The sequence below is a fragment of the Micromonospora sp. NPDC005215 genome, from assembly GCF_040607915.1.
GTDB lineage: Bacteria > Actinomycetota > Actinomycetes > Mycobacteriales > Micromonosporaceae > Micromonospora.
The window spans coordinates 1-17,643 of record NZ_JBEXHQ010000027.1 but is presented as its reverse complement, the minus strand read 5'-3'; the positions used below and the strand labels follow the sequence as shown (position 1 = coordinate 17,643).

Annotated in this window: 21 protein-coding genes; 15 read left to right on the top strand and 6 right to left on the bottom strand. The window is 71.7% G+C overall.

The window, feature by feature from the left end; genetic code table 11:
- Positions 1-21 precede the first annotated feature (21 nt).
- Genes ABZU25_RS20480 through ABZU25_RS20470 form a run of 3 tightly spaced genes read left to right on the top strand, consistent with a single transcriptional unit; the run spans position 22 to position 2,894 of the window.
- Positions 22-1,476, top strand: a complete 1,455-nt coding sequence (locus tag ABZU25_RS20480) for a PAS domain-containing sensor histidine kinase (RefSeq protein WP_355030938.1) — start codon at positions 22-24, stop codon at positions 1,474-1,476.
- A gap of 54 nt (positions 1,477-1,530) precedes the next feature.
- Positions 1,531-1,947, top strand: coding sequence for an ATP-binding protein (locus tag ABZU25_RS20475; RefSeq protein WP_355031021.1), 417 nt, complete (start codon positions 1,531-1,533; stop codon positions 1,945-1,947).
- A 59-nt stretch (positions 1,948-2,006) separates the two neighbouring features.
- Positions 2,007-2,894 carry a DUF5926 family protein gene (locus tag ABZU25_RS20470; RefSeq protein ID WP_355030937.1) on the top strand — a complete coding sequence of 296 codons (888 nt, stop codon included), beginning with the start codon at positions 2,007-2,009 and terminating at the stop codon, positions 2,892-2,894.
- A gap of 40 nt (positions 2,895-2,934) precedes the next feature.
- Here ABZU25_RS20470 and ABZU25_RS20465 read toward each other — a convergent pair whose 3' ends face one another.
- Complete coding sequence (locus ABZU25_RS20465) at positions 2,935-4,140, bottom strand: arginine deiminase (protein ID WP_355030936.1); 1,206 nt, start codon at positions 4,138-4,140, stop codon at positions 2,935-2,937.
- Positions 4,141-4,303: 163 nt separating this feature from the next.
- Here ABZU25_RS20465 and ABZU25_RS20460 point away from each other — a divergent pair, with 163 nt between their 5' ends.
- From ABZU25_RS20460 to pheA, 5 genes are all read left to right on the top strand, one after another.
- Positions 4,304-5,041, top strand: a complete 738-nt coding sequence (locus tag ABZU25_RS20460; protein WP_355030935.1) for a hypothetical protein — start codon at positions 4,304-4,306, stop codon at positions 5,039-5,041.
- Between the two features lie 168 nt (positions 5,042-5,209).
- Positions 5,210-5,668: a hypothetical protein gene (locus ABZU25_RS20455; RefSeq protein ID WP_355030934.1), complete on the top strand. Its 459-nt coding sequence runs from the start codon at positions 5,210-5,212 to the stop codon at positions 5,666-5,668.
- A gap of 66 nt (positions 5,669-5,734) precedes the next feature.
- Positions 5,735-6,124 (top strand): ACT domain-containing protein, encoded by a 390-nt coding sequence (locus tag ABZU25_RS20450; RefSeq protein ID WP_355030933.1) that lies wholly within the window; start codon positions 5,735-5,737, stop codon positions 6,122-6,124.
- 198 nt (positions 6,125-6,322) lie between these two features.
- The gene (locus ABZU25_RS20445; RefSeq protein WP_355031020.1) at positions 6,323-6,835 is read left to right on the top strand and encodes a hypothetical protein; all 513 of its coding nucleotides are present in this window, start codon (positions 6,323-6,325) and stop codon (positions 6,833-6,835) included.
- A gap of 10 nt (positions 6,836-6,845) precedes the next feature.
- Complete coding sequence (gene pheA, locus ABZU25_RS20440; protein ID WP_355030932.1) at positions 6,846-7,802, top strand: prephenate dehydratase; 957 nt, start codon at positions 6,846-6,848, stop codon at positions 7,800-7,802.
- 46 nt (positions 7,803-7,848) lie between these two features.
- On the opposite strand, the gene ABZU25_RS20435 is transcribed toward pheA, so the two are convergent.
- From ABZU25_RS20435 to ABZU25_RS20425, 3 genes are all read right to left on the bottom strand, one after another.
- A complete protein-coding gene (locus ABZU25_RS20435) occupies positions 7,849-8,571 on the bottom strand; it encodes an AIM24 family protein (protein ID WP_196920294.1) in 723 nt (240 codons plus the stop codon).
- 104 nt (positions 8,572-8,675) lie between these two features.
- Positions 8,676-9,023, bottom strand: coding sequence for a metallopeptidase family protein (locus tag ABZU25_RS20430; RefSeq protein ID WP_355031019.1), 348 nt, complete (start codon positions 9,021-9,023; stop codon positions 8,676-8,678).
- Between the two features lie 147 nt (positions 9,024-9,170).
- The gene (locus tag ABZU25_RS20425) at positions 9,171-9,602 is read right to left on the bottom strand and encodes an OsmC family protein (protein WP_110564777.1); all 432 of its coding nucleotides are present in this window, start codon (positions 9,600-9,602) and stop codon (positions 9,171-9,173) included.
- A 130-nt stretch (positions 9,603-9,732) separates the two neighbouring features.
- On the opposite strand from ABZU25_RS20425, the gene ABZU25_RS20420 reads away from it, so the two are divergent.
- The 3 genes from ABZU25_RS20420 (at position 9,733) to ABZU25_RS20410 (ending at position 12,338) form a co-directional block, all read left to right on the top strand.
- Complete coding sequence (locus ABZU25_RS20420; RefSeq protein ID WP_355030931.1) at positions 9,733-10,476, top strand: hypothetical protein; 744 nt, start codon at positions 9,733-9,735, stop codon at positions 10,474-10,476.
- A gap of 228 nt (positions 10,477-10,704) precedes the next feature.
- Positions 10,705-11,526 carry an HAD family hydrolase gene (locus tag ABZU25_RS20415; RefSeq protein ID WP_355030930.1) on the top strand — a complete coding sequence of 274 codons (822 nt, stop codon included), beginning with the start codon at positions 10,705-10,707 and terminating at the stop codon, positions 11,524-11,526.
- Positions 11,526-12,338 carry an HAD family hydrolase gene (locus tag ABZU25_RS20410; RefSeq protein WP_355030929.1) on the top strand — a complete coding sequence of 271 codons (813 nt, stop codon included), beginning with the start codon at positions 11,526-11,528 and terminating at the stop codon, positions 12,336-12,338. The genes ABZU25_RS20415 and ABZU25_RS20410 overlap by 1 nt, the downstream gene beginning before the upstream one ends.
- Before the next feature lie 6 nt (positions 12,339-12,344).
- Here the strand turns inward: ABZU25_RS20410 and ABZU25_RS20405 are convergent, their stop codons facing one another.
- On the bottom strand, positions 12,345-12,947 hold the full coding sequence (locus tag ABZU25_RS20405; protein ID WP_355030928.1) for a bacterial proteasome activator family protein: 603 nt from the start codon (positions 12,945-12,947) through the stop codon (positions 12,345-12,347).
- 83 nt (positions 12,948-13,030) lie between these two features.
- On the opposite strand from ABZU25_RS20405, the gene ABZU25_RS20400 reads away from it, so the two are divergent.
- Positions 13,031-13,828 carry an alpha/beta fold hydrolase gene (locus ABZU25_RS20400; protein ID WP_355030927.1) on the top strand — a complete coding sequence of 266 codons (798 nt, stop codon included), beginning with the start codon at positions 13,031-13,033 and terminating at the stop codon, positions 13,826-13,828.
- Positions 13,829-13,909: 81 nt separating this feature from the next.
- A complete protein-coding gene (locus ABZU25_RS20395; protein WP_355030926.1) occupies positions 13,910-15,097 on the top strand; it encodes an ABC transporter substrate-binding protein in 1,188 nt (395 codons plus the stop codon).
- Between the two features lie 67 nt (positions 15,098-15,164).
- Here the strand turns inward: ABZU25_RS20395 and ddaH are convergent, their stop codons facing one another.
- Positions 15,165-15,998, bottom strand: a complete 834-nt coding sequence (gene ddaH / locus ABZU25_RS20390; RefSeq protein WP_355030925.1) for a dimethylargininase — start codon at positions 15,996-15,998, stop codon at positions 15,165-15,167.
- Positions 15,999-16,057: 59 nt separating this feature from the next.
- Here ddaH and ABZU25_RS20385 point away from each other — a divergent pair, with 59 nt between their 5' ends.
- Together ABZU25_RS20385 and ABZU25_RS20380 are read left to right on the top strand one after the other, a co-directional pair.
- Complete coding sequence (locus ABZU25_RS20385) at positions 16,058-16,522, top strand: Lrp/AsnC family transcriptional regulator (protein WP_355030924.1); 465 nt, start codon at positions 16,058-16,060, stop codon at positions 16,520-16,522.
- Between the two features lie 25 nt (positions 16,523-16,547).
- Positions 16,548-17,552 carry a zinc-binding dehydrogenase gene (locus ABZU25_RS20380; protein ID WP_355030923.1) on the top strand — a complete coding sequence of 335 codons (1,005 nt, stop codon included), beginning with the start codon at positions 16,548-16,550 and terminating at the stop codon, positions 17,550-17,552.
- The last annotated feature ends 91 nt before the right edge of the window (positions 17,553-17,643 follow it).

Here is a 17,643-nt window from a genome sequence, read left to right as displayed (position 1 = left end):
TCGGCGGGGCAGACTCGGCACATGCCGGAGCGTATCGATTTCCCCGCTCTCCTCACCGGTCACACCGTCGTCATCGAAATGATCAACTCTGGGGAGGCGGGCCTTCCGGTCCTCACCCAGCTGCTCCGGGTGGCCCAGCCGGCCCTCGGCGCGACCGGGATGGCGTTCGTCGAGTTCGGTCCGACCGGTGGTCGGGTGATCTCCGCGACCGGCGCGGCCGCGTGGGCCCTCGGCCGTCCGCTGGCGGTCGACGACCCGGACACGGTCTGCCTGCTCAACGGGCCACGGGTGCGCAACGTGCTGGTGGGCCGCCTGAACGGCAAGTTGGCCGGCGAGCTGGGCGGCAGTGACCTGCGCTGGATGGTGGTCTCGCGGGCCGAGATCGGCGGCCACACCGTCGGCAGCCTGCACGCGCTCTATCCCGGCGACGACGAGCCGGACGCCGAGCGGCAGGGGGTGGTCGCCTACCTCGCGTCCTGTGTCGCGCACATGTACGGCGACCAGAGCGGCCTGCCGGTGCACGGTGACGGCCCGGTGGTGGCGGCCCTCGCCGACGGGCTGGCCGTCGTCGACCGGGACGGGCACGTCCGGCTCTGGAACCCGGCCGCCGCCCAGGTCACCGGCCGGACGGTCGAGCAGGCGCTGAGCCGTCCGCTGCCGTTTCCGCTGCCGCCCTCCGGTCAGGTGCGGGATCACCGGATGCCGGACGGCCGCTGGCTGCGGATCACCTCCGGCGAGTTGCCCGGTCCGGGCACGCTGCGGGTGGTCACCTTCCGCGACATCACCGACCAGCAGCGCCGCGACCATGACCGGGAGCTGTTCGTCGCGGTGACCAGCCACGAACTCCGCACCCCGGTCACCGTGATCAAGGGGTACGCGGACACCCTCACCGACCACTGGGACTCGCTGACCGAGGTCGACCGACGGCAGGCTGCCCGGGTGATCGGGCAACGCGCCAACGAGTTGGCCCGACTGGTCGACCGTCTCCTCAGCTCGGCGGCCGAGGCCGGGCCGGGTGACGACCCGCCCACCCCGTTCGACCTCGGCGAGGCGCTGCGCTCCGCGGTCCTGGACCTGCCGACGGAGTTGCGTCGCCGGCTGGTGCTCCGTCTCCCGACCGACCTGCCCAAGGCGCTCGGCCACCGGCCCAGCCTGGCCACCGTGCTGACCGAGCTGACGACGAACGCCGGCAAGTACTCCCCACCGGAGTCGCCGATCGAGATCACCGCCTCGGTGGACGGCCAACTGGTGGCGTTCCGGGTCAGCGACCGGGGCATCGGCATCCGACCGGAGCACGTGGAGCGGGCGTTCGACAGGTTCTGGCAGGGCGAGTCCGGCGACCGGCGCGGCTACCCGGGGGCGGGGCTCGGCCTCTATCTCGTCCGCCGGATCGTTGAACAACAGAATGGATGGGTATCCCTACGTCCAGGGACCGACGGCGGTACGGTCGCAGAGGTGCGGCTACCGCGCGGTTGACCGAGGTGGCGCGACGTGGAGGCGACGGTGGCAGCGAGGGATCAGGCGTGGTGCGTGGTGGTCCCCCACCACCCGGCCGGGGCACGGCTGGCCCGGCACCGGCTCGCCGGTGAGCTGGCGGACGTCGTACCCCCGATGCTCCTCGCGGATCTGATCGCGGTGCTCGCGGAGCTGGTGGGCAACGCGGTGCGGCACGCCAGGCCGCTGCCCGGCGGAGTGGTCCGGGTGGCCTGGCGGTTGCGGCCCTCCACCCAGGGCCCAGTGATCCAACTCGGAGTCACCGACGGCGGCGCGAGCACCGCGCCACGGATCCGGACGGCCAGCGCGGACGCGGCGGACGGGCGGGGGCTGCACATCGTGGCCGGTCTGGCCACCCGCTGGGGTGTCGAGCGGGACGGCATGGGCCAGCGCGTCTGGGCGGAGTTCGACCCGGCGCCAGCACCCCGACCCGACCTGGTGCCGGCGGGCTGAGTCTGGCTCTGGCGGGTCCGGCCCACGGCGGGCCGGCCGGGGCTCTAGGCTGTGACGCCGTGAGTAAGCGTCGAAAGAGCCAGCGCACCACCACCGACACCGCCCCCCGCCGCGACAAGGTCCGCGACGTCTTCGTGCCGCGTCCGTTCGACGGGCTGGTCGACGAGGTCGAGTGGATCGCGCTGCGCGAGTTGGTGCCGGCCGCCTCCGCGCCGCTGCGGCTGGCGCCCGCCCTGGTCGAGGAGTTCGGGGACCGGCCGGCGACGCTCGCCACGGTGCTGCCGATGGCCGCTCCGGCGATCACCAAGCCGGACGGTCGGGTGCTCATCGGTCTCCAACGCCACCAGCAGTCCGGTGACGTCTCCCGAGATCTGGCCGAGGCGCTGCTCAGCGCGCTGCGGACCGAGCCGGGTGGCCAGGTGGCAGTGCCGCCGCTGCCCGGCCCCGGGCCCCGCTTGCAGGACGTCCTCGTGGACGGCCCACTGGAGATCACCATGCACGACGGATTCGAGTTCTGGCTCGACCCCGGCGCCGCCGCCGATCCGACCGTCCAGGCGTCGCTGGAGCGGGCGAACGCGGCCATCTACCCGACCGTGCGGCTGACCGCGGCGAAGGCCGCGTACTGGTGCCAGGTCCCGGAGAAGGCACACGTGCGTTGGGTGCTGCCCGACGACGAGGACGCCGCCCTGGACGCGCTGGCCCGCCTCGGCGCGGCCGGCTCGCTGACGCTCGGCGAGCAGACCAAGTTCGCCGGCATGTTCCGCGCGCACGGTCGGCTGGTGCCGGTCTGGGACCTGCCGGAGGCGACTCCGGCGGCCGACTGGGAGGAGCCGGTGGCGCAGTTCGCCAAGCGGTACGCCGAGGCGCTGGCCGCCACCGACCCGCTCGACGCCGCCGGCCGGCGCTCCCGCCAGGGACTGCTCGGCCGGCAACTCACCCTCCGCTGAGCTGCGTCTGGGCGCCTTCTCCGGGAGAAGGCGCCCATTCTCACAACGGGTCGCGGGTGATCGGGCAGGACATGCAGCGCGGCCCGCCACGACCGGAGCCCAACTCGGAGCCGGCGATCGGGATCACCTCGATGCCAGCGCGCTCCAGCTGGGCGTTGGTCTCGGTGTTGCGCTCGTAGCCGACGCAGAGCCGGGGCGCCAGGGCGAGGGTGTTGTTGCCGTCGTCCCACTGCTCGCGTTCCGCGGTCACCGGGTCCAGCCCGGTGTCGATGACCCGCAGCAGGTCGAGGTCCATCGCGTCGGCGGCGGCCCGCAGGAACGGCGCGGGCCCGTCCACCCGCGGGTCCGCACCGTCCGCGCCGGCAATCACCGTGTACGCGGACAGCGTGCTCGCGATGTTGGGATACATCAGTACGGCGTCCACGTCGACCATCGTGCAGACCGTGTCGAGGTGCATGGTGGCGCGCTTCTGGGCGATCGGCACCACAAGGATGGTGTGGGCCAGGCCGGCGGCGAAGACCTGTCGGCCGAGTCGTTCCGCGCCGGCCGGGGTGGTCCGTTCGCCCACCCCGACCGCCAGCACCCCGGGGGCGAGCAGCAGCACGTCCCCGCCCTCCAGGTGCTCAAGGTTCGGGCGGTAGACGAACTCGGTGCCGGCGAAGCGTGGATGGTGGCGGTAGATGGCGTCGGTCAGAGTGGTTTCGCGGCGTCGCGCCGGCATGGCCAGGCTGGTGACGCCGACCCGGTCGCCGATCCACAGCGACGAGTCACGGGTGAACAGCAGGTTGGGCAGCGGGTCGATGACGAAGTCGTGCCGGTCCATCAGCGTGTAGACCAGTCCGCCCGGCCGCTCTGAGCTGATCCGCAGTTCCTCGTGGGCCAGCCCGGCGGTGAGCACGTCGGCCAGGGCGGCCGGGTCGAGGTAGGAGAGATGGTCGGCGACGCGGGCCCGCAGGGTGTCGCCGAGCCGCCGGGAGCGCAGCACCTGCTCGGTGAGCTCGGCCCGGGCGTCCGCGACGGCAAGTGTCTCGGTCAGCAGGGTGGCCAGGTAGAGCACCTCGACTCCACGGTCGCGCAGGGCGGCGGCGAACGCGTCGTGCTCCTCCTGGGCTCGTCCGACCCAGGGGATCGCGTCGAACAGGAGCGAGTCGTTGTTGCGGGGGGTGAGCCGGGCCAGTTCGGGGCCGGGCCGGTGCAGCAGTACGGTGCCGAGCCGGCCGACTTCACTGTCGACGTAGTGGGTCACTCCCGCAGCGTAGGGCAGGGTTTGGCGGCATCCGAGAAAAGAACTGTGGATGAATATGGCATTCATCCGTAGTCACTCCGGCGTTCCGGCTTGCCGAACACCGGTAGTGGCAACGTAGGGTAGTGAGGACATAACTTCGAGGGACCTTTTGCCGGAGGTCGCGATGACTGTCTTTCCCGCACGACGAGCCGTACCGTCCGCTCGGGCACTGCCGCCCGTGGCGGTGCCACATCCCCGCGTCGAGTCGCCGGGGGTTCTCGAACCGGTCCGTCCGACACCGCTCGAATGGGCCCGCCGCCGTCGTGCCGAGCGGGGTGCGCGCCGCCTGGAGGCGGCCGGGGCGCGGGCACTGGGTCAACTCGACCACCTCGGGCCTGCCTGGCACGTCATCGAGTGGCCGCGCACCGACGTCACCGACGTCCTCGACCGCGGTCAGGACGAGCGGGCCGGGTTCCTCGCCATCGGGCCGAGCGGCCTCTTCGCCGTGACCATCGCCGACCACGGCCGGGCCAGGGTGCTCGTCGCCGGGGACGTGGTGCAGATCAACGGCAAGCGTCCGCCGTACGTGGCCGAGTCCCGCCGGGACGCCAAGCGGGCCAGTAAGGCCCTCTCCGACGCGGTGGGGCTGCCGGTCCCGGTGACGCCGGTGCTGACCTTCGTCGGCTCCGGCGTGATCAGCGTCTACGGCCTTCCGAAGGACTGTCTGATGGCCACCCACCGAGAGCTGGACCGGCTCCTCGTGGCTGGTGGCAGCCGGATCAGCCCGGCCACCGCCGAAAAGCTTTCCCGGGTCGCACAGCACCCCGGCACCTGGCTGAACGGCACGTACCGTCCACCAGCCGACTACCGGTGGTATGACGAGGGCCGAACGGCCGCTGACAAGCCGGCCCACCGCCGGTAACGTCACCAGCGACGCCACGCGGCTCCGGTCCCCCTTCGACCTCACCGGCCTCCGCGCCGTCGCCGACCGCCTCGGTTCACGCTGCGCGGCTCGGTGACCCGGTGCGCTCGGTGATTCCGTCGGCGACCCGCTAGCGTGGACAGTCGATCGGTGCACATAGGAGGCGCGGTGGCCCACGTCGAACTTTCGCTCTCAGAAGCGTTCGTGCCGGCGGCGCGGGGCTTGACAGAGCCGGAGTCCGGCAACGTCGGCCAGTGGTCCTCGACGGTCTCCCGGGCCGCTGAGCCGTGCCTGCTGATCGACGCCGACACCCTGGTGGTGGCGATCTCCACCGCCGGCTGCGAGCTGCTCTGCCTGGGCGAGCCAGATGGCCTGATCGGGCGACCGCTGCTCGACGGCGGGCTGCGCCTTCTCGACTTCACCGCCAACCGGGGCGAGCTGACCGAGGCCGAGATCGACAAGATCCCGCCCCTGCTGGCGCTCACCTCCGGTCGACTCGCCCGCGGGTTACTCCGGGTGCAGGCCGCCTCGGCGAACAGCTCCGACGCGACAGTCGACGCGATCTCCACCCCGGTGCTCACCGACGGCGCCGTGGCCGGCTCGCTCACCTTCTTCTCCGAGGTCTGACCAGCGGCAGAGCCCCCCACGGCGTTGCTGGCTCAGCCTTGCGCGAGTAGGCCGTAAGGTGCCCTCATGCTCGATGTCGCAGTGCTGCCAGGGGAATACGCTGTGTGTCGGCTGGCCGCCGGCACCGCCCTGCCGTACGCGTTGTCGAGCGGGCTGAGCGGCACCGACGTGGTGACGGTGAGCTGGACCTCCGATGGGATCTCGGTGATCTGCCCGGCAGATCGGGTTCCGGCGCACGCCGTGGTGGAGACCGTCTGGCGCTGTCTACGGGTCACCGCCCCGGTGGAGTTGGCAAGCACCGGCAACCTGGCCGCGCTCGTCGACCCGCTCGCCGAGGCACGGGTCAGCGTGCTCACCTTCTCCACCTTCGACACCGACTATCTGCTGGTGCCGGCCGTCCGGCTGGCCGAGGGCACCGCCGCGCTACAGCGCGCCGGGCACCGCGTCACCGGCTGACCTTCACCCGATCGGCCGCTGACCCTACGATGGGCTCGGCCACCCCGGCCGCGACGAATTCTCCGATGTCCCGAGGATCGGCCCGTGCCGTTCACCCCGCCCCACCCCTCGTCTCCCCCACCCCGGGCGACGGTCCACATCCCACCGGCGCCTCGTGGCCGGGCGTCCGATCACGCCCCCGCGCGGCCCACGGTCCGGATCCGACCGGTCGCCTTCGCGGTGTTCGCCGTCGCGGTGCTCGCCGGCTGTGGTGCCCCACCCGAGTTGTCGGAGCCGACCGCCGCGCCCACCCGCACCGCGGCCCCGACGGCGTCCGGCCCGAGCACCCCACCCACCGGCCCGCCGGCCAGCGCACCGCCAGTCGGTGCGGTCACGCCCACTCCGGATGCCGGGCTGGTCGCGACGGCCTGCCGGAACGGCCCGACCGGCCAGCGGGTGGTGCAACTGCTGCGGGGCCGGGCCGGCGTGCTTCCGACAAATGTCCGGGTCCAGGTCCGCACCGGGCCGCTCTGCGCCGCCGAGTGGCAGTACACCGTCCTGGAGGTGACCGGACACGAGGAACTCCAGGTGGTCACCCGGGGCCAGGCCAGTGCACCGACCCTGGTCACCGCCGGCACCGACGTCTGCACCATCGAGGTACGCGCCACCGGCCCGGCCGGGATCCGCGCCCTCGCCTGCGACGCCGGTTCGGCCGTCCGGCCGAGTGCGTAGGCTGATCGGCATGCCGGGAACACCGCCGACACGCTTCGTCTACCTCGGGCCGGAGGGTACCTTCGCCGAGCAGGCCCTGCGCTCCCTCCCCGCCGCCGAGCGCGGCACCTGTACGCCTGCCCGCAGCGTCGGGGAGGCGCTGGACAGCGTCCGGACCGGAGACGCTGACGCCGCGCTGGTGCCGCTGGAAAACTCGATCGGCGGCGCGGTGGGCGTCACCCTGGACGAGATGGCCGAGGGCGAGCCGCTGGTGATCACCCGAGAGGTGATCCTGCCTGTGGAGTTCGTGCTCGGCGCGCGGCCCGGCACGCCGCTGACCTCGATCCGCACCGTGGCGGCTCATCCGCAGGCTTCCACCCAGTGCCGGGGCTGGCTGCGCGACCATCTGCCGGACGCCGTGGTGGTCGACGTGCTCTCCAACGGCGCGGCCGCGGCGGGTGCCGGTGCCGGCGCGTACGACGCGGCCATCTGCGCGCCGATCGGGGCGGTCCGACACCGGCTCGCCACCCTCGCCGACAAGATCGCCGATCACCCGGACGCGGTGACCCGGTTCGCGCTGGTGTCCCGGCCCGGGCCGCCCCCGCCGCCGACCGGCGACGACCTCACCTCGCTCGCGGTCTACATCGCGCACGACCGGGTCGGCGCGCTGCTGTCCGTACTGATGGAGCTGGCCGTCCGGGGCGTCAACCTGACCCGGATCGAGTCCCGCCCCACCGGGGAGGCGCTGGGCCGGTACGTCTTCTTCCTGGACTGCACCGGGCACGTGGCCGACGTACGACTGGGCGAGGCGTTGCAGGGGCTGCGCCGGGTCTGCGCGGGGGTCCGTTTCCTGGGCTCGTACCCCCGGCACCGGTGGGCCGCGGCAGCGGGCGATCGGCCGGTGCCCGCGCCGGCGGGCCTCTCCGACGTCGACTACGTCGACGCGGCGGCCTGGCTGGCCCGACTGCGCACCGGTGAGCTGACCTGACCGGGCGGGGCGCTCCCACAGATCAGGAGCGCCCGCGCCGAGGTGGTCAGCTCAGCAGACCGCCGAGCAGACCGCCCTCCTGCTGCTGCTGGCCGCTGCCCAGGACCGGCGGCTCCTCGGACGGCTGCACCACCACGAAGCCCTGGCCGGCGAAGCTCATCGTGAACGACTCACCGGTGCGTCGGCCCAGCAGCGTGCCGAGGCCCAGCTGCTCGGCCCGGTGGTAGCCGGTCTGGAGGTTGGCCGACCAGCAGACCGCGGCCTGCGGGTCGACGTACGTGGGGGCGTCCACGTTGAGCACGACCGGGGTGCCCTTGGTGGTGATGGCGATCCGTCCGTAGCCGCTGAACACACAGTTGAACAGGCCGGACGATGAGGCCATGCCGGCACCGCCGACCATCCTGATGTCGTACTGGAGGGTCGAGTCGAAGGCGAGCACGCTGGAGCCGTTGATGGAGAGGGCGTCGCCCGGCTCCAGGTCGATGATGTGCACGTCCTTGGCGAGTTCGGCGAGGAAGACGTCACCCTGGCCGGAGACCTTCATCAGGGGGACACCCTCGCCGGTGAGCTTCTGCTTGAGAAACTTGCCGAGCCCGCCCGAGCCCAGCGCCTGGAACTGCACATTGCCCTGGTAGGCGACCATCGACCCGACCCGGGCCATCGCCTCGCCGTTGAGTTCGATCTTCAACATCTTGGAGTTTTGCAGCCGCATGCCGGGCTGCGCGGACTCCTTCTCCAGATTCTCCGCGGAGAACAGCTCACTGCGCATGAAAGGGTGCCTCCTGACAGGGTTGCGGTCGCTGCACCGAAGGTAGGCGACCAGGGCAACTACGGGCCATCGGCCGAGCGGCGACAGCGCGGCTGTCGGTGGGCTCAGCCCCAGCCCAGCGCGTGCAGCCGTTCGTCGTCGATGCCGAAGTGGTGGGCGATCTCGTGCACGACGGTCACCGCCACCTCGTCGACGACGTCGTCGTCGTTGTCGCAGATCCGCAGGATCGGGTGCCGGTAGATGAAGATCCGGTCCGGCAGGACGCCGGAGTAGTCCCAGCCACGGCTGGTGAGGGCGTGGCCTTCGTAGAGGCCGAGCAGGTCGGCCTCGCCGGGCGGCGGGTCGTCCTCGACGAGGATGACCACGTTGCTCATCAGGCCGAGCAGCTCCTCGGGCACCTCGTCGAGGGCGTCGGCAACCAGCTCCTCGAAGCGCTCACGGGTCATCTCCACCGGCACGTCACCCATTCTGCCCGATGCCGGACCCGGCGGGCCCCTCGTGAGGTGTCGCTGACCGGGCCCGCAGGCTCACGGAGAGAGCGACCGCCCAGGGGCGGGCGGAGACTCTGTCCGTGAACGAGCGGTGGTGGGTCGACCGGCTCAGGAAGCCAGGCGCGCGCTGAGGGTGATCTCGGCACCCGGCGAGAGCAGGCGGGAGATCGGGCAGTTGGCCTTGGCGGCCTCGGCGAGCTTCTGGAACTCCGCGTCGTCGATCCCCGGAACCTGGCCGACGGTCTCCAGGTCGATCCGGGTCACTGTCATGCCGGCGTCGGTCTTGTCCAGGTGGACCTTGGCGGTGGTCTCGACCGAGGTGGCCGTCGAGCCGGCGTCGGCGAGCGCCTTCGAGAACGCCATCGAGAAGCAGCCGGCGTGCGCGGCGGCGATCAGCTCCTCGGGGTTGGTGCCCTCGCCCTCCTCGAAGCGCGACTTGAAGGAGTAGTTGCCCGACAGGCCGCCCTTACCGGTGCGGACCGTGCCGGCACCCTCGGTGAGATTGCCCTGCCATTGTGCTGAAGCGGTACGGATAGGCATGAGGAGAACGCTAGCGGAAAGGTGACCGGCGAGCGACCGACCGGCACGGACGCCTACCCTGCGATCCCTGTCACCACGGGCTGGCTGTGCCATGATGCGACCAGGTCCGTGACCGGCGGAAGGATGGCCGATGTCCGACGAGCTTCCAATCCCGCGGCAGGGCGACCGGTCCGACGAGCCGGCCGTGATCGAGTGGGGTGCTGTCGACCCGGCTCCACGGCGGCGGTTCGGCTCGTCTCTGGCCGGTCTCGCGCAGGACCCTCGGCTGCCTCTGCTGCTCGCCGGTCTGGGCGCGGTGGCCGGAGTCGCCTCGCTGGTCGGCGAATGGCTGGTCATGAGTCTGCCGAACGGCGGGCCCGAGGGTGAGGGCACGATCGAGGTGCCGGCCGGGGTGTCCGAGGTCGGTGGCTTCGGGGTCGGCTACCTGGTCGGGCTCCTCGGTCTCGTCTGCACAGTGGCGCTGGCCCTGCGGGGCACGGCTGCCGTGCGGCCGAACGCCCGGCTCGCCGGCCTCACCCTGGCCGGTGCCCTGCTGGCGCTGCTGGTCGCCGCGACGGCCACCCTCAACGATCCCGGTCAGCGCAACTTCTTCTACTCGCCACAGGACGGCTTCCGGGCCGAGTACGGCCGCGGTGTGGTGATGGCGTTCGCCGCCTGCGTACTGCTCGGTGCGGCTCTGCGGCTGGCTCCGGCCGCACCGCCGGGCGCACTGGTCGGGCCAGCGGAGGACGACCGCCCCGGAGACGCGCCGGCGACCCGCCCGTGGCGCCGGCACCGAGACCGCAACCCGGTCGAGGATGACGCCCTCCCCGCGCCGGCCGACCTCACCGTCACCCCGGCGGCCCCCTTCGCCAACCCCACCCCGCCGTCCTGACCCCACCCACGCTGACCTCGCCATTTCCGCGTCGACACGACAGGCGATCACCCGCGTCCAGCAACAGACCGCGCAAGATCGCCGAGGGTGGTTCTGTTCGCGTCCGATTCGCCTGGAAGCCATGGATGCGACCCGTTCCGCGAGGTACGGTTGCTGCCCGCCGTGACGCCAGGGTCTCCTCACCAGAAGGGGACAGCAGGCGCGACGGCGATGGGCGAAGGAGGAACGATGACCCGCCCGGGACTGCCCAAGCTGATCGCCACCGACCTCGACGGCACGCTGGTCCGCAGCGATGACACCGTCTCCGCGTACACCCATGGGGTGCTCGACCGGGTGCGGGCCGCCGGAATCCCGGTGGTCGGCGCGACCGGTCGCGGCCCTCGGCTGACCGAGTTGACCCGCAACGACATCCGGGCCGCCGACTTCCTGGTGATGGCCGGTGGTGGCCGGGTGGTCGACCAGAGCGACCCGACCGGCCCTGTGGTGCTCCGCGACGAGCGGCTGCCCGCCGAGGTGCTGGCCCGGCTGCTCGCCGACCTGGAGGCCGAGGTCGGCCCGCTGACCGTGATGGTGGAGGCGTCCGACGAGCACGACGCCCCGCTCTGGGGCGACTACCACGAGAGTTGGCCCTACCAGGACCGGTTCGAGGCTCGAAGCCGCGCGGAGTGCCTCTCCTGCGACGTGATCAAGGCGTTCGCCCGGACCGCCGACCACCACGTGGACGAACTGCTGGCGGTGGCCCGCCGGATCATCTCGCCGCAGGTCGCCACGCTCACCCAGGCCGGGCTCGGCTTCATCGAGATCTGCCCGCCGGGGGTGGACAAGGCGACCGGGCTGACGGTGGTGGCGCAGAGCCTCGGGGTGGACCCGGCCGATGTCCTGGTCTTCGGTGACATGCCCAACGACCTGCCGATGTTCGAGTGGGCCGGCTGGTCCCGGGTGGCGGTGGCCAACGCGCACCCCGCCCTGCGCGCCGCCGCCGACGAGGTGACCCTGCGCAACGACGACGACGGTGTGGCGGTGTATCTCGACCGGCTACTGTCCCGGTGATGGGAGAGACGCCCCGCCTGATCGCCACCGACATCGACGGCACGCTGATCCGCGACGACCACACAGTCAGTCCACGCACGGCCGACGTGCTCGCCCGGATCTCCGCGCGAGGCACGCCGGTCGTCCTGGTCACCGGCCGTCCGGTCCGCTGGCTCAAGATGGTGTACGACCAACTGGCCGAGCCGTTGCCGGCGGTCTGCGCCAACGGCGCGGTGGTCTACGACCCGTTCGCCGACGAGGTGCTGCGGGCCGATCCGCTCGCGCCGCACCACCTGGCCGAGGTGGCCCGGAGGCTACGGGCCGAGGTGCCCGACATCAGCTTCGCCGTGGAGATTCTGGACAGCCGGGAGATGCGGCATGAGGCGCACTACCCGCTGCGGTGGGACGTCGACCCCGAGGGGATCCGACCGATCGAGACGCCGGAGGAGTTGCTCTCGGCGCCGGCGGTGAAGCTGCTCGCTCGGGCCGGCGAGCAGGACCCGGACACCTTCGTCGAACTGATCGCCGCAGCGGTGGCGGGGCTGGCGGAGGCCACGCACTCGTCGTCCTCCGGGCTGGTGGAGATCTCCGCGGCCGGGGTGACCAAGGCGGCCGGCCTGGACTGGTACTGCGACCGGCTCGGGGTGGCGGCCGCGGACGTGCTGGCCTTCGGTGACATGCCCAACGACGTGCCGATGTTGAGCTGGGCCGGCCGGGGCGTGGCGGTGGCCAACGCGCACCGCGCCGTCCTCGCGGTCGCCGACGACGTGACGACGGCGAACACCGAGGACGGCGTGGCGGCGTACCTGGAGAAGGTTTTCGGGGTGGACTGAGCCGGACTACAGGTACTGGCCGGTGTTGTGGCCCTCACCGCCGCCCGGCTGGACGATGCCCGACATCCCGGGGACCATCCCGCCGGGGCCACTGGGCAGCGCCTGCCGGCCGCCGCGCATCTGCTCCAGTTGAACCCGGGCGGCCATCTGCTGGGCCACCAGGGCCGCCTGGATGCCGTGGAACAGGCCCTCCAGCCAACCGACGAGCTGGGCGTGCGCGATCCGCAACTCGCTCTCGCTCGGGGCCTTGTCCTCGGCGAAGGGCAGCGAGATGCGCTCCAACTCGTCGCGCAGCTCGGGGGCGAGGCCCTCCTTGAGCTCGACGATCGACCGCTCGTGGATCTCCCGCATCCGGTTGCGGCTCGCGTCGTCGAGAGGTGCGGCTTTCACCTCCTCCAGCAACTGCTTGATCATGCTGCCGATCCGCATCACCTTGGCCGGCTGTTCGACAAGGCGGGTCGGGTCCTCACCCTGGCCCTCGTCGGTCTGCATCGTCCCGATCGGCCGGCCGTCCGGACCAACCACCACAACAGTGCCGGGGTGGCCGGAGTCGTCGGTGCCCGGCTCGTCGTCGTGTCCAGCTGAGCGCGCTTCGGTCATGGGGTCCATCTTTACCCAGCGGGCAGGACTCATGGCATCCGGGACCGACTACCGGGCCCGAATTACCCGCGCGGGCGCGCTACCGTCGCGCCATGCCTGCCGACCCGCGCGCCGTGTTGACCCGGCCCGCACCGGAGCCCGACCGGACCGTGGCGTACGGCGACCACCCGGACCAGGTGGCTGACCTGCGGTTTCCGGCTGGAGCTGGTCCGGCCCGGCCGCTGGTCGTCGTCCTGCACGGCGGTTTCTGGCGGGTCGAGTACGACCGGCGGCACACCGACCCACTGGCTGCCGCACTCGCCGCCGACGGCTACCCGGTGGCGCAGCTGGAATACCGGCGGACCGGGCAGCCGGGAGGTGGCTGGCCGGGCACGTTGACCGACGTGCTGACCGGGGTGGCCGAGCTGCCCGTGCTGGCCGCCGAGGCGCTGCCCGGCCGGGTGACCGAGGGCGCGCCGATTCTGGTCGGGCACTCCGCCGGTGGCCACCTGGCGCTGTACGTGGCGGCCACCGCCGCGCCGACGGTGGGTGGGGTGCTCGCCCTGGCCCCGGTGGCCGACCTGGCCGAGGCGTACCGACGGGACCTGGACTCGGGCGCGGTGGCCGCGTTGCTCGGCGGCGGCCCGACCGAGGTTCCGGACCGGTACGCGGTGTCGGATCCACGATTGTTGGTGCCCACGCGGACACGGACCGTAGTTTTGCACGGCTCCGAGGATCAGCAGGTTCCGGTGGAGATGAGCCGGCGATTTGTCGCGGAAGCAACCGCCGCAGGATCCGATATCTCCCTTCTTGAACTGCCCGAATGCGAGCATTTCGGGCTGATCGACCCGGAGTCCACCGCCTGGTCCCGGGTCCTTGATTCGTTGCGGTCCCTGCACGTTGATCACTAGCCATTGACGCAGCGTCGCGGACCAGGTAGAACGCCGGAGGGGCCGGTGTTCAGCCCTGCAACGCTCCTTGAAAGGAACTCGGTGTCACAGATGAATCGCAGGCGGGCGCTCCAACTGTTGGCCGCGCTCGGTACCACCGGGTTCGTCGCCGGGTGTGGCTCCGACACCGACGCCCAGCCGACCGTCAACCGCCGCCCGATCAAGATCGGGCTGATCACGCCACAGGCCGGCGGTTTCAAGAGCATCGGCGATGACATCACCAACGGCTTCCAACTCTTCCTCGACCTGCACGACAAGCGGCTGGGCGGCCACCCGGTGGAGCTGCTGACCGCCGACGAGGGCGACACCGCGAAGACCGGCAAGGCCGCCGTCGACGGCCTGCTCAAGCAGGGCGTGCTGGCACTCACCGGGGTGGTCAACTCGGCGGTGATGGTCGGCATCCGGGACACCGTCGAGCAGGCCAAGGTCCCGCTGATCGGCTCCAACGCCTCGCCGAGCAGCCTGCAGAGCGTCTTCTACATCTGGCGGACGTCGTACGTGCTGGACGAGGCCGGCCGGGCACTGGGCCGCTACCTGCGCGACCAACTGCCGTCCAACGGCCGCATCGCGATCATCATGCCGGAGAACGTCGGCAGCCCGGACGTGGTGCGTGGCTTCCGGCAGGAGTTCGGCGCTACCGACCCGCGCATCGGCGACCCGGTCACCTACACCAGCGCCAACCCCAACCCCGGCAAGACCACCTACGCCGCCGACATCAACAAGGCGCTGAACAAGGAGCCCACAGCGGTCTTCTGCTTCTTCGCCGGCGCGGCCGCTGTGGAGTTCATCAAGCAGTTGCGGGAGAAGTTCCGCGGGCCGATCTACGCGCCCGGCTTCCTCACCGAGGGCGACGTGCTGGAGAACCTCAAGGACAACGCGCTGGGCATCCAGACCGCGCTGAACTACTCGGCCGACCTGAACAACACGTCAAACCGGGTCTTCGCCTCGGCCTACCGCAAGAAGTACCAGGTCACACCCACCACGTACGCGATGGCGTCGTACGACGCGGCGCAGGTGCTCGACCAGGCGATCCAGCTGACCGGCGGCTCGCCCAACCCGCAGCAGGTCAACCTGGCACTCGGCAAGATCGGCCAGATCGACAGCCCGCGCGGCATCTGGCAGTTCAACCAGCCGCGCACCCCCCAGCAGAAGTGGTACCTGCGGGAGGTGCAGCGCGACGGCCAGGTCATGTCGAACGTGCTGATCAACGAGCTGGCCACGCTGGGCTGAACACCCACCCGCAGCACGATTCGGGGCCGGTCTCCCACTGGGAGGCCGGCCCCGGAGCATTCGCGAATCAGTGCCGCAGCTCGGCGATGCAGCACTTCACGCTGCCGCCGCCCTTCTTCAGCTCGGCCAGCTCGACGGGGACCGGCGTGTAACCGGCGGCCTTGAGCTTGCCGGCCAGCCGGGTGGCCTCGCTGTTGAGCACCACGTTCGCGCCGTCGCTGACCAGGTTCAGCCCGAAGGCCAACGCGTCGGCGTCGTCGGCGAGCACCGCGTCCGGAAAGAGTTGGGTGAGCACCCGCTGGCTCGCCGCGGAGAACGCGCCGGGGAAGTAGGCGACGTTCGAGTCGTCGACGGCAGCCAACGCCACGTCCAGGTGATAGAAGCGGGGGTCGACCAGCCGCAGCGACACCACCGGACGGCCCAGCGCCTCCTGCGCCTCGGCGTGCGCCGGAAGCTCGGTGCGGAAGCCGTGCCCGGCGAGGATGAGGCCGCCGTGCGCCTCCGGCACGTACGCGAAGTCGCCCTCGCCCTCGTTGGTCTCGCTCGGCGCGATGAACCGCCAGCCCTGCGACTCGTAGAAGGCGTGGTGGACGCCGGCCTCGGCGGCCCGCTGCTCGTGCTTGAACCGGGCGCCGTACACGCTGCCGTCCACCACGAACGCGCCGTTGGCGGCGTAGACCATGTCCGGCAGGCCCTGCTCGGGCGTGAGCAGGTGCACCTCGTGGCCGAGGCCGACAAGCGTCTCGCGCAGCCGGTCCCACTGTTTGACAGCCAGGTCCCGGTCGACCGGGGTGGTCACGTCCATCCACGGATTGATCGCGTACTCGACCGCGAAGTGCTCGGGCGAGCACATGAGATATGTCCGCTTTCGCGGGACCCGGTGCTGGTTCACGGTCACCAAGAGTAGGTACCGTAGAACTTTGGTAACAGCCACAACCGTTGCTTCTCAGAGGCGGAACGTTGCAGATAGACGCGGTAGACCAGCGGATCATTGCGTTACTCGTCGCCGACGCTCGTGCGTCGTACGCCGACATCGGCACCCGGGTGTCACTCTCCGCCCCGGCCGTCAAGCGTCGCGTCGACCGACTGCGTGCCACCGGCGTGATCAGGGGATTCACGGCCGTGGTTGATCCGGCCGCCGTCGGCTGGACCACCGAGGCGTTCGTCGAGCTGTTCTGCGCCGGCCGGACGACCCCCGCCCAGATCGGCGTGGCCGCCCGGCGGCACCCGGAGGTGGTCGGCGCGTACACCGTCTCCGGGGAGGCCGACGCGCTCGTCCACCTGCGCGCCGCCGACATCGCCCACCTGGAGGCGGCGCTGGAACGGCTGCGCGCCGAGTCCTTCGTGACCTCCACCCGCAGCACGATCGTGCTGTCCCGGCTGGCCGAGTCCCCCGGCGTCGGCCCGTCCGCCCGCACCGCTTGACCTCAACCCTGGTTGAGGAGGTGGAGTGGTCGGGAGCGTGGGCGCGCCGCCCACCGCAGCCGAGGGAGACACGATGCGGGCGGTCTGGTTACGTGAGTTCGGCGGACCCGAGGTGCTGGTGCCCGGCCCCGCTACCGACCCGACGCCCAGCCCCGGCCAGGTGCTGATCGACGTCGCGCACGCGAACATCACCTTCGTCGAGACGCAGCAGCGCTCCGGCCGCCCCGGACCGTTCCAGATCACCCCGCCCCTGATCCCCGGCAACGGCGTGGGCGGGGTGATCGCCGCCGTCGGCCCGGACGTCGACCCGGCACTGGTCGGGCGGCGAGTGGTCAGCGCCACCGGCGGCTCCGGCGGATACGCCGAACGCGCGGCGGTGGACGCGACCGCCCCGATCGAGGTGCCCGACGGGTTGGCCATGGACGAGGCGGTCGCACTGCTGGCCGACGGGCGCACCGCCACCATGCTGATCGAGGCGGTCGGCGTCCGCCCCGGCGACCGGGTGCTGGTGGAAGCCGCCGCAGGTGGCGTGGGCAGCCTGTTGGTGCAGCTCGCGGCCCAGGCCGGCGCCCGGGTGATCGGCGTCGCAGGTGGGCCACGCAAGGTGGATCTGCTCCCCGGCCTGGGCGCCGACCTTGCCGTCGACTATCTCCAACCCGACTGGGCCGACCGCGTCCGGGCCGCGCTCGGCGGGATCGACGTGGTGCTCGACGGGGTCGGCGGGGCGGTGGCCCGAGCGGCTTTCGACCTACTGGACCCCGGCGGCCGGATGGTCAGCTACGGCTTGGCGAGCGGGGAGTGGTCCTCGGTGTCGGTGGAGGCGGCTGCGGCACGGCAGGTCGCACTGGTCCGGCCGGACACGTCACCCGCGCTGCTGCGGGCGTACACCCGGCAGGCCCTGACGGACGCGACTGCCGGCCGCCTGCGACCGCTCATCGGCCAGCGGTTCCCGCTGGAACGCGCCGCCGACGCGCACGCCTCCATCGAGGCGCGCGCGACGGTCGGCAAGACCCTGCTGGACGTCGGCTAGTAGTGCTTTGTTAGGTCGGCGTGTCGTGGGGTCATCGGAGTCGTCCGGGTAGTTCGATGTTGCGGTGACTCCTGATGAGCTTTCGGTTGTG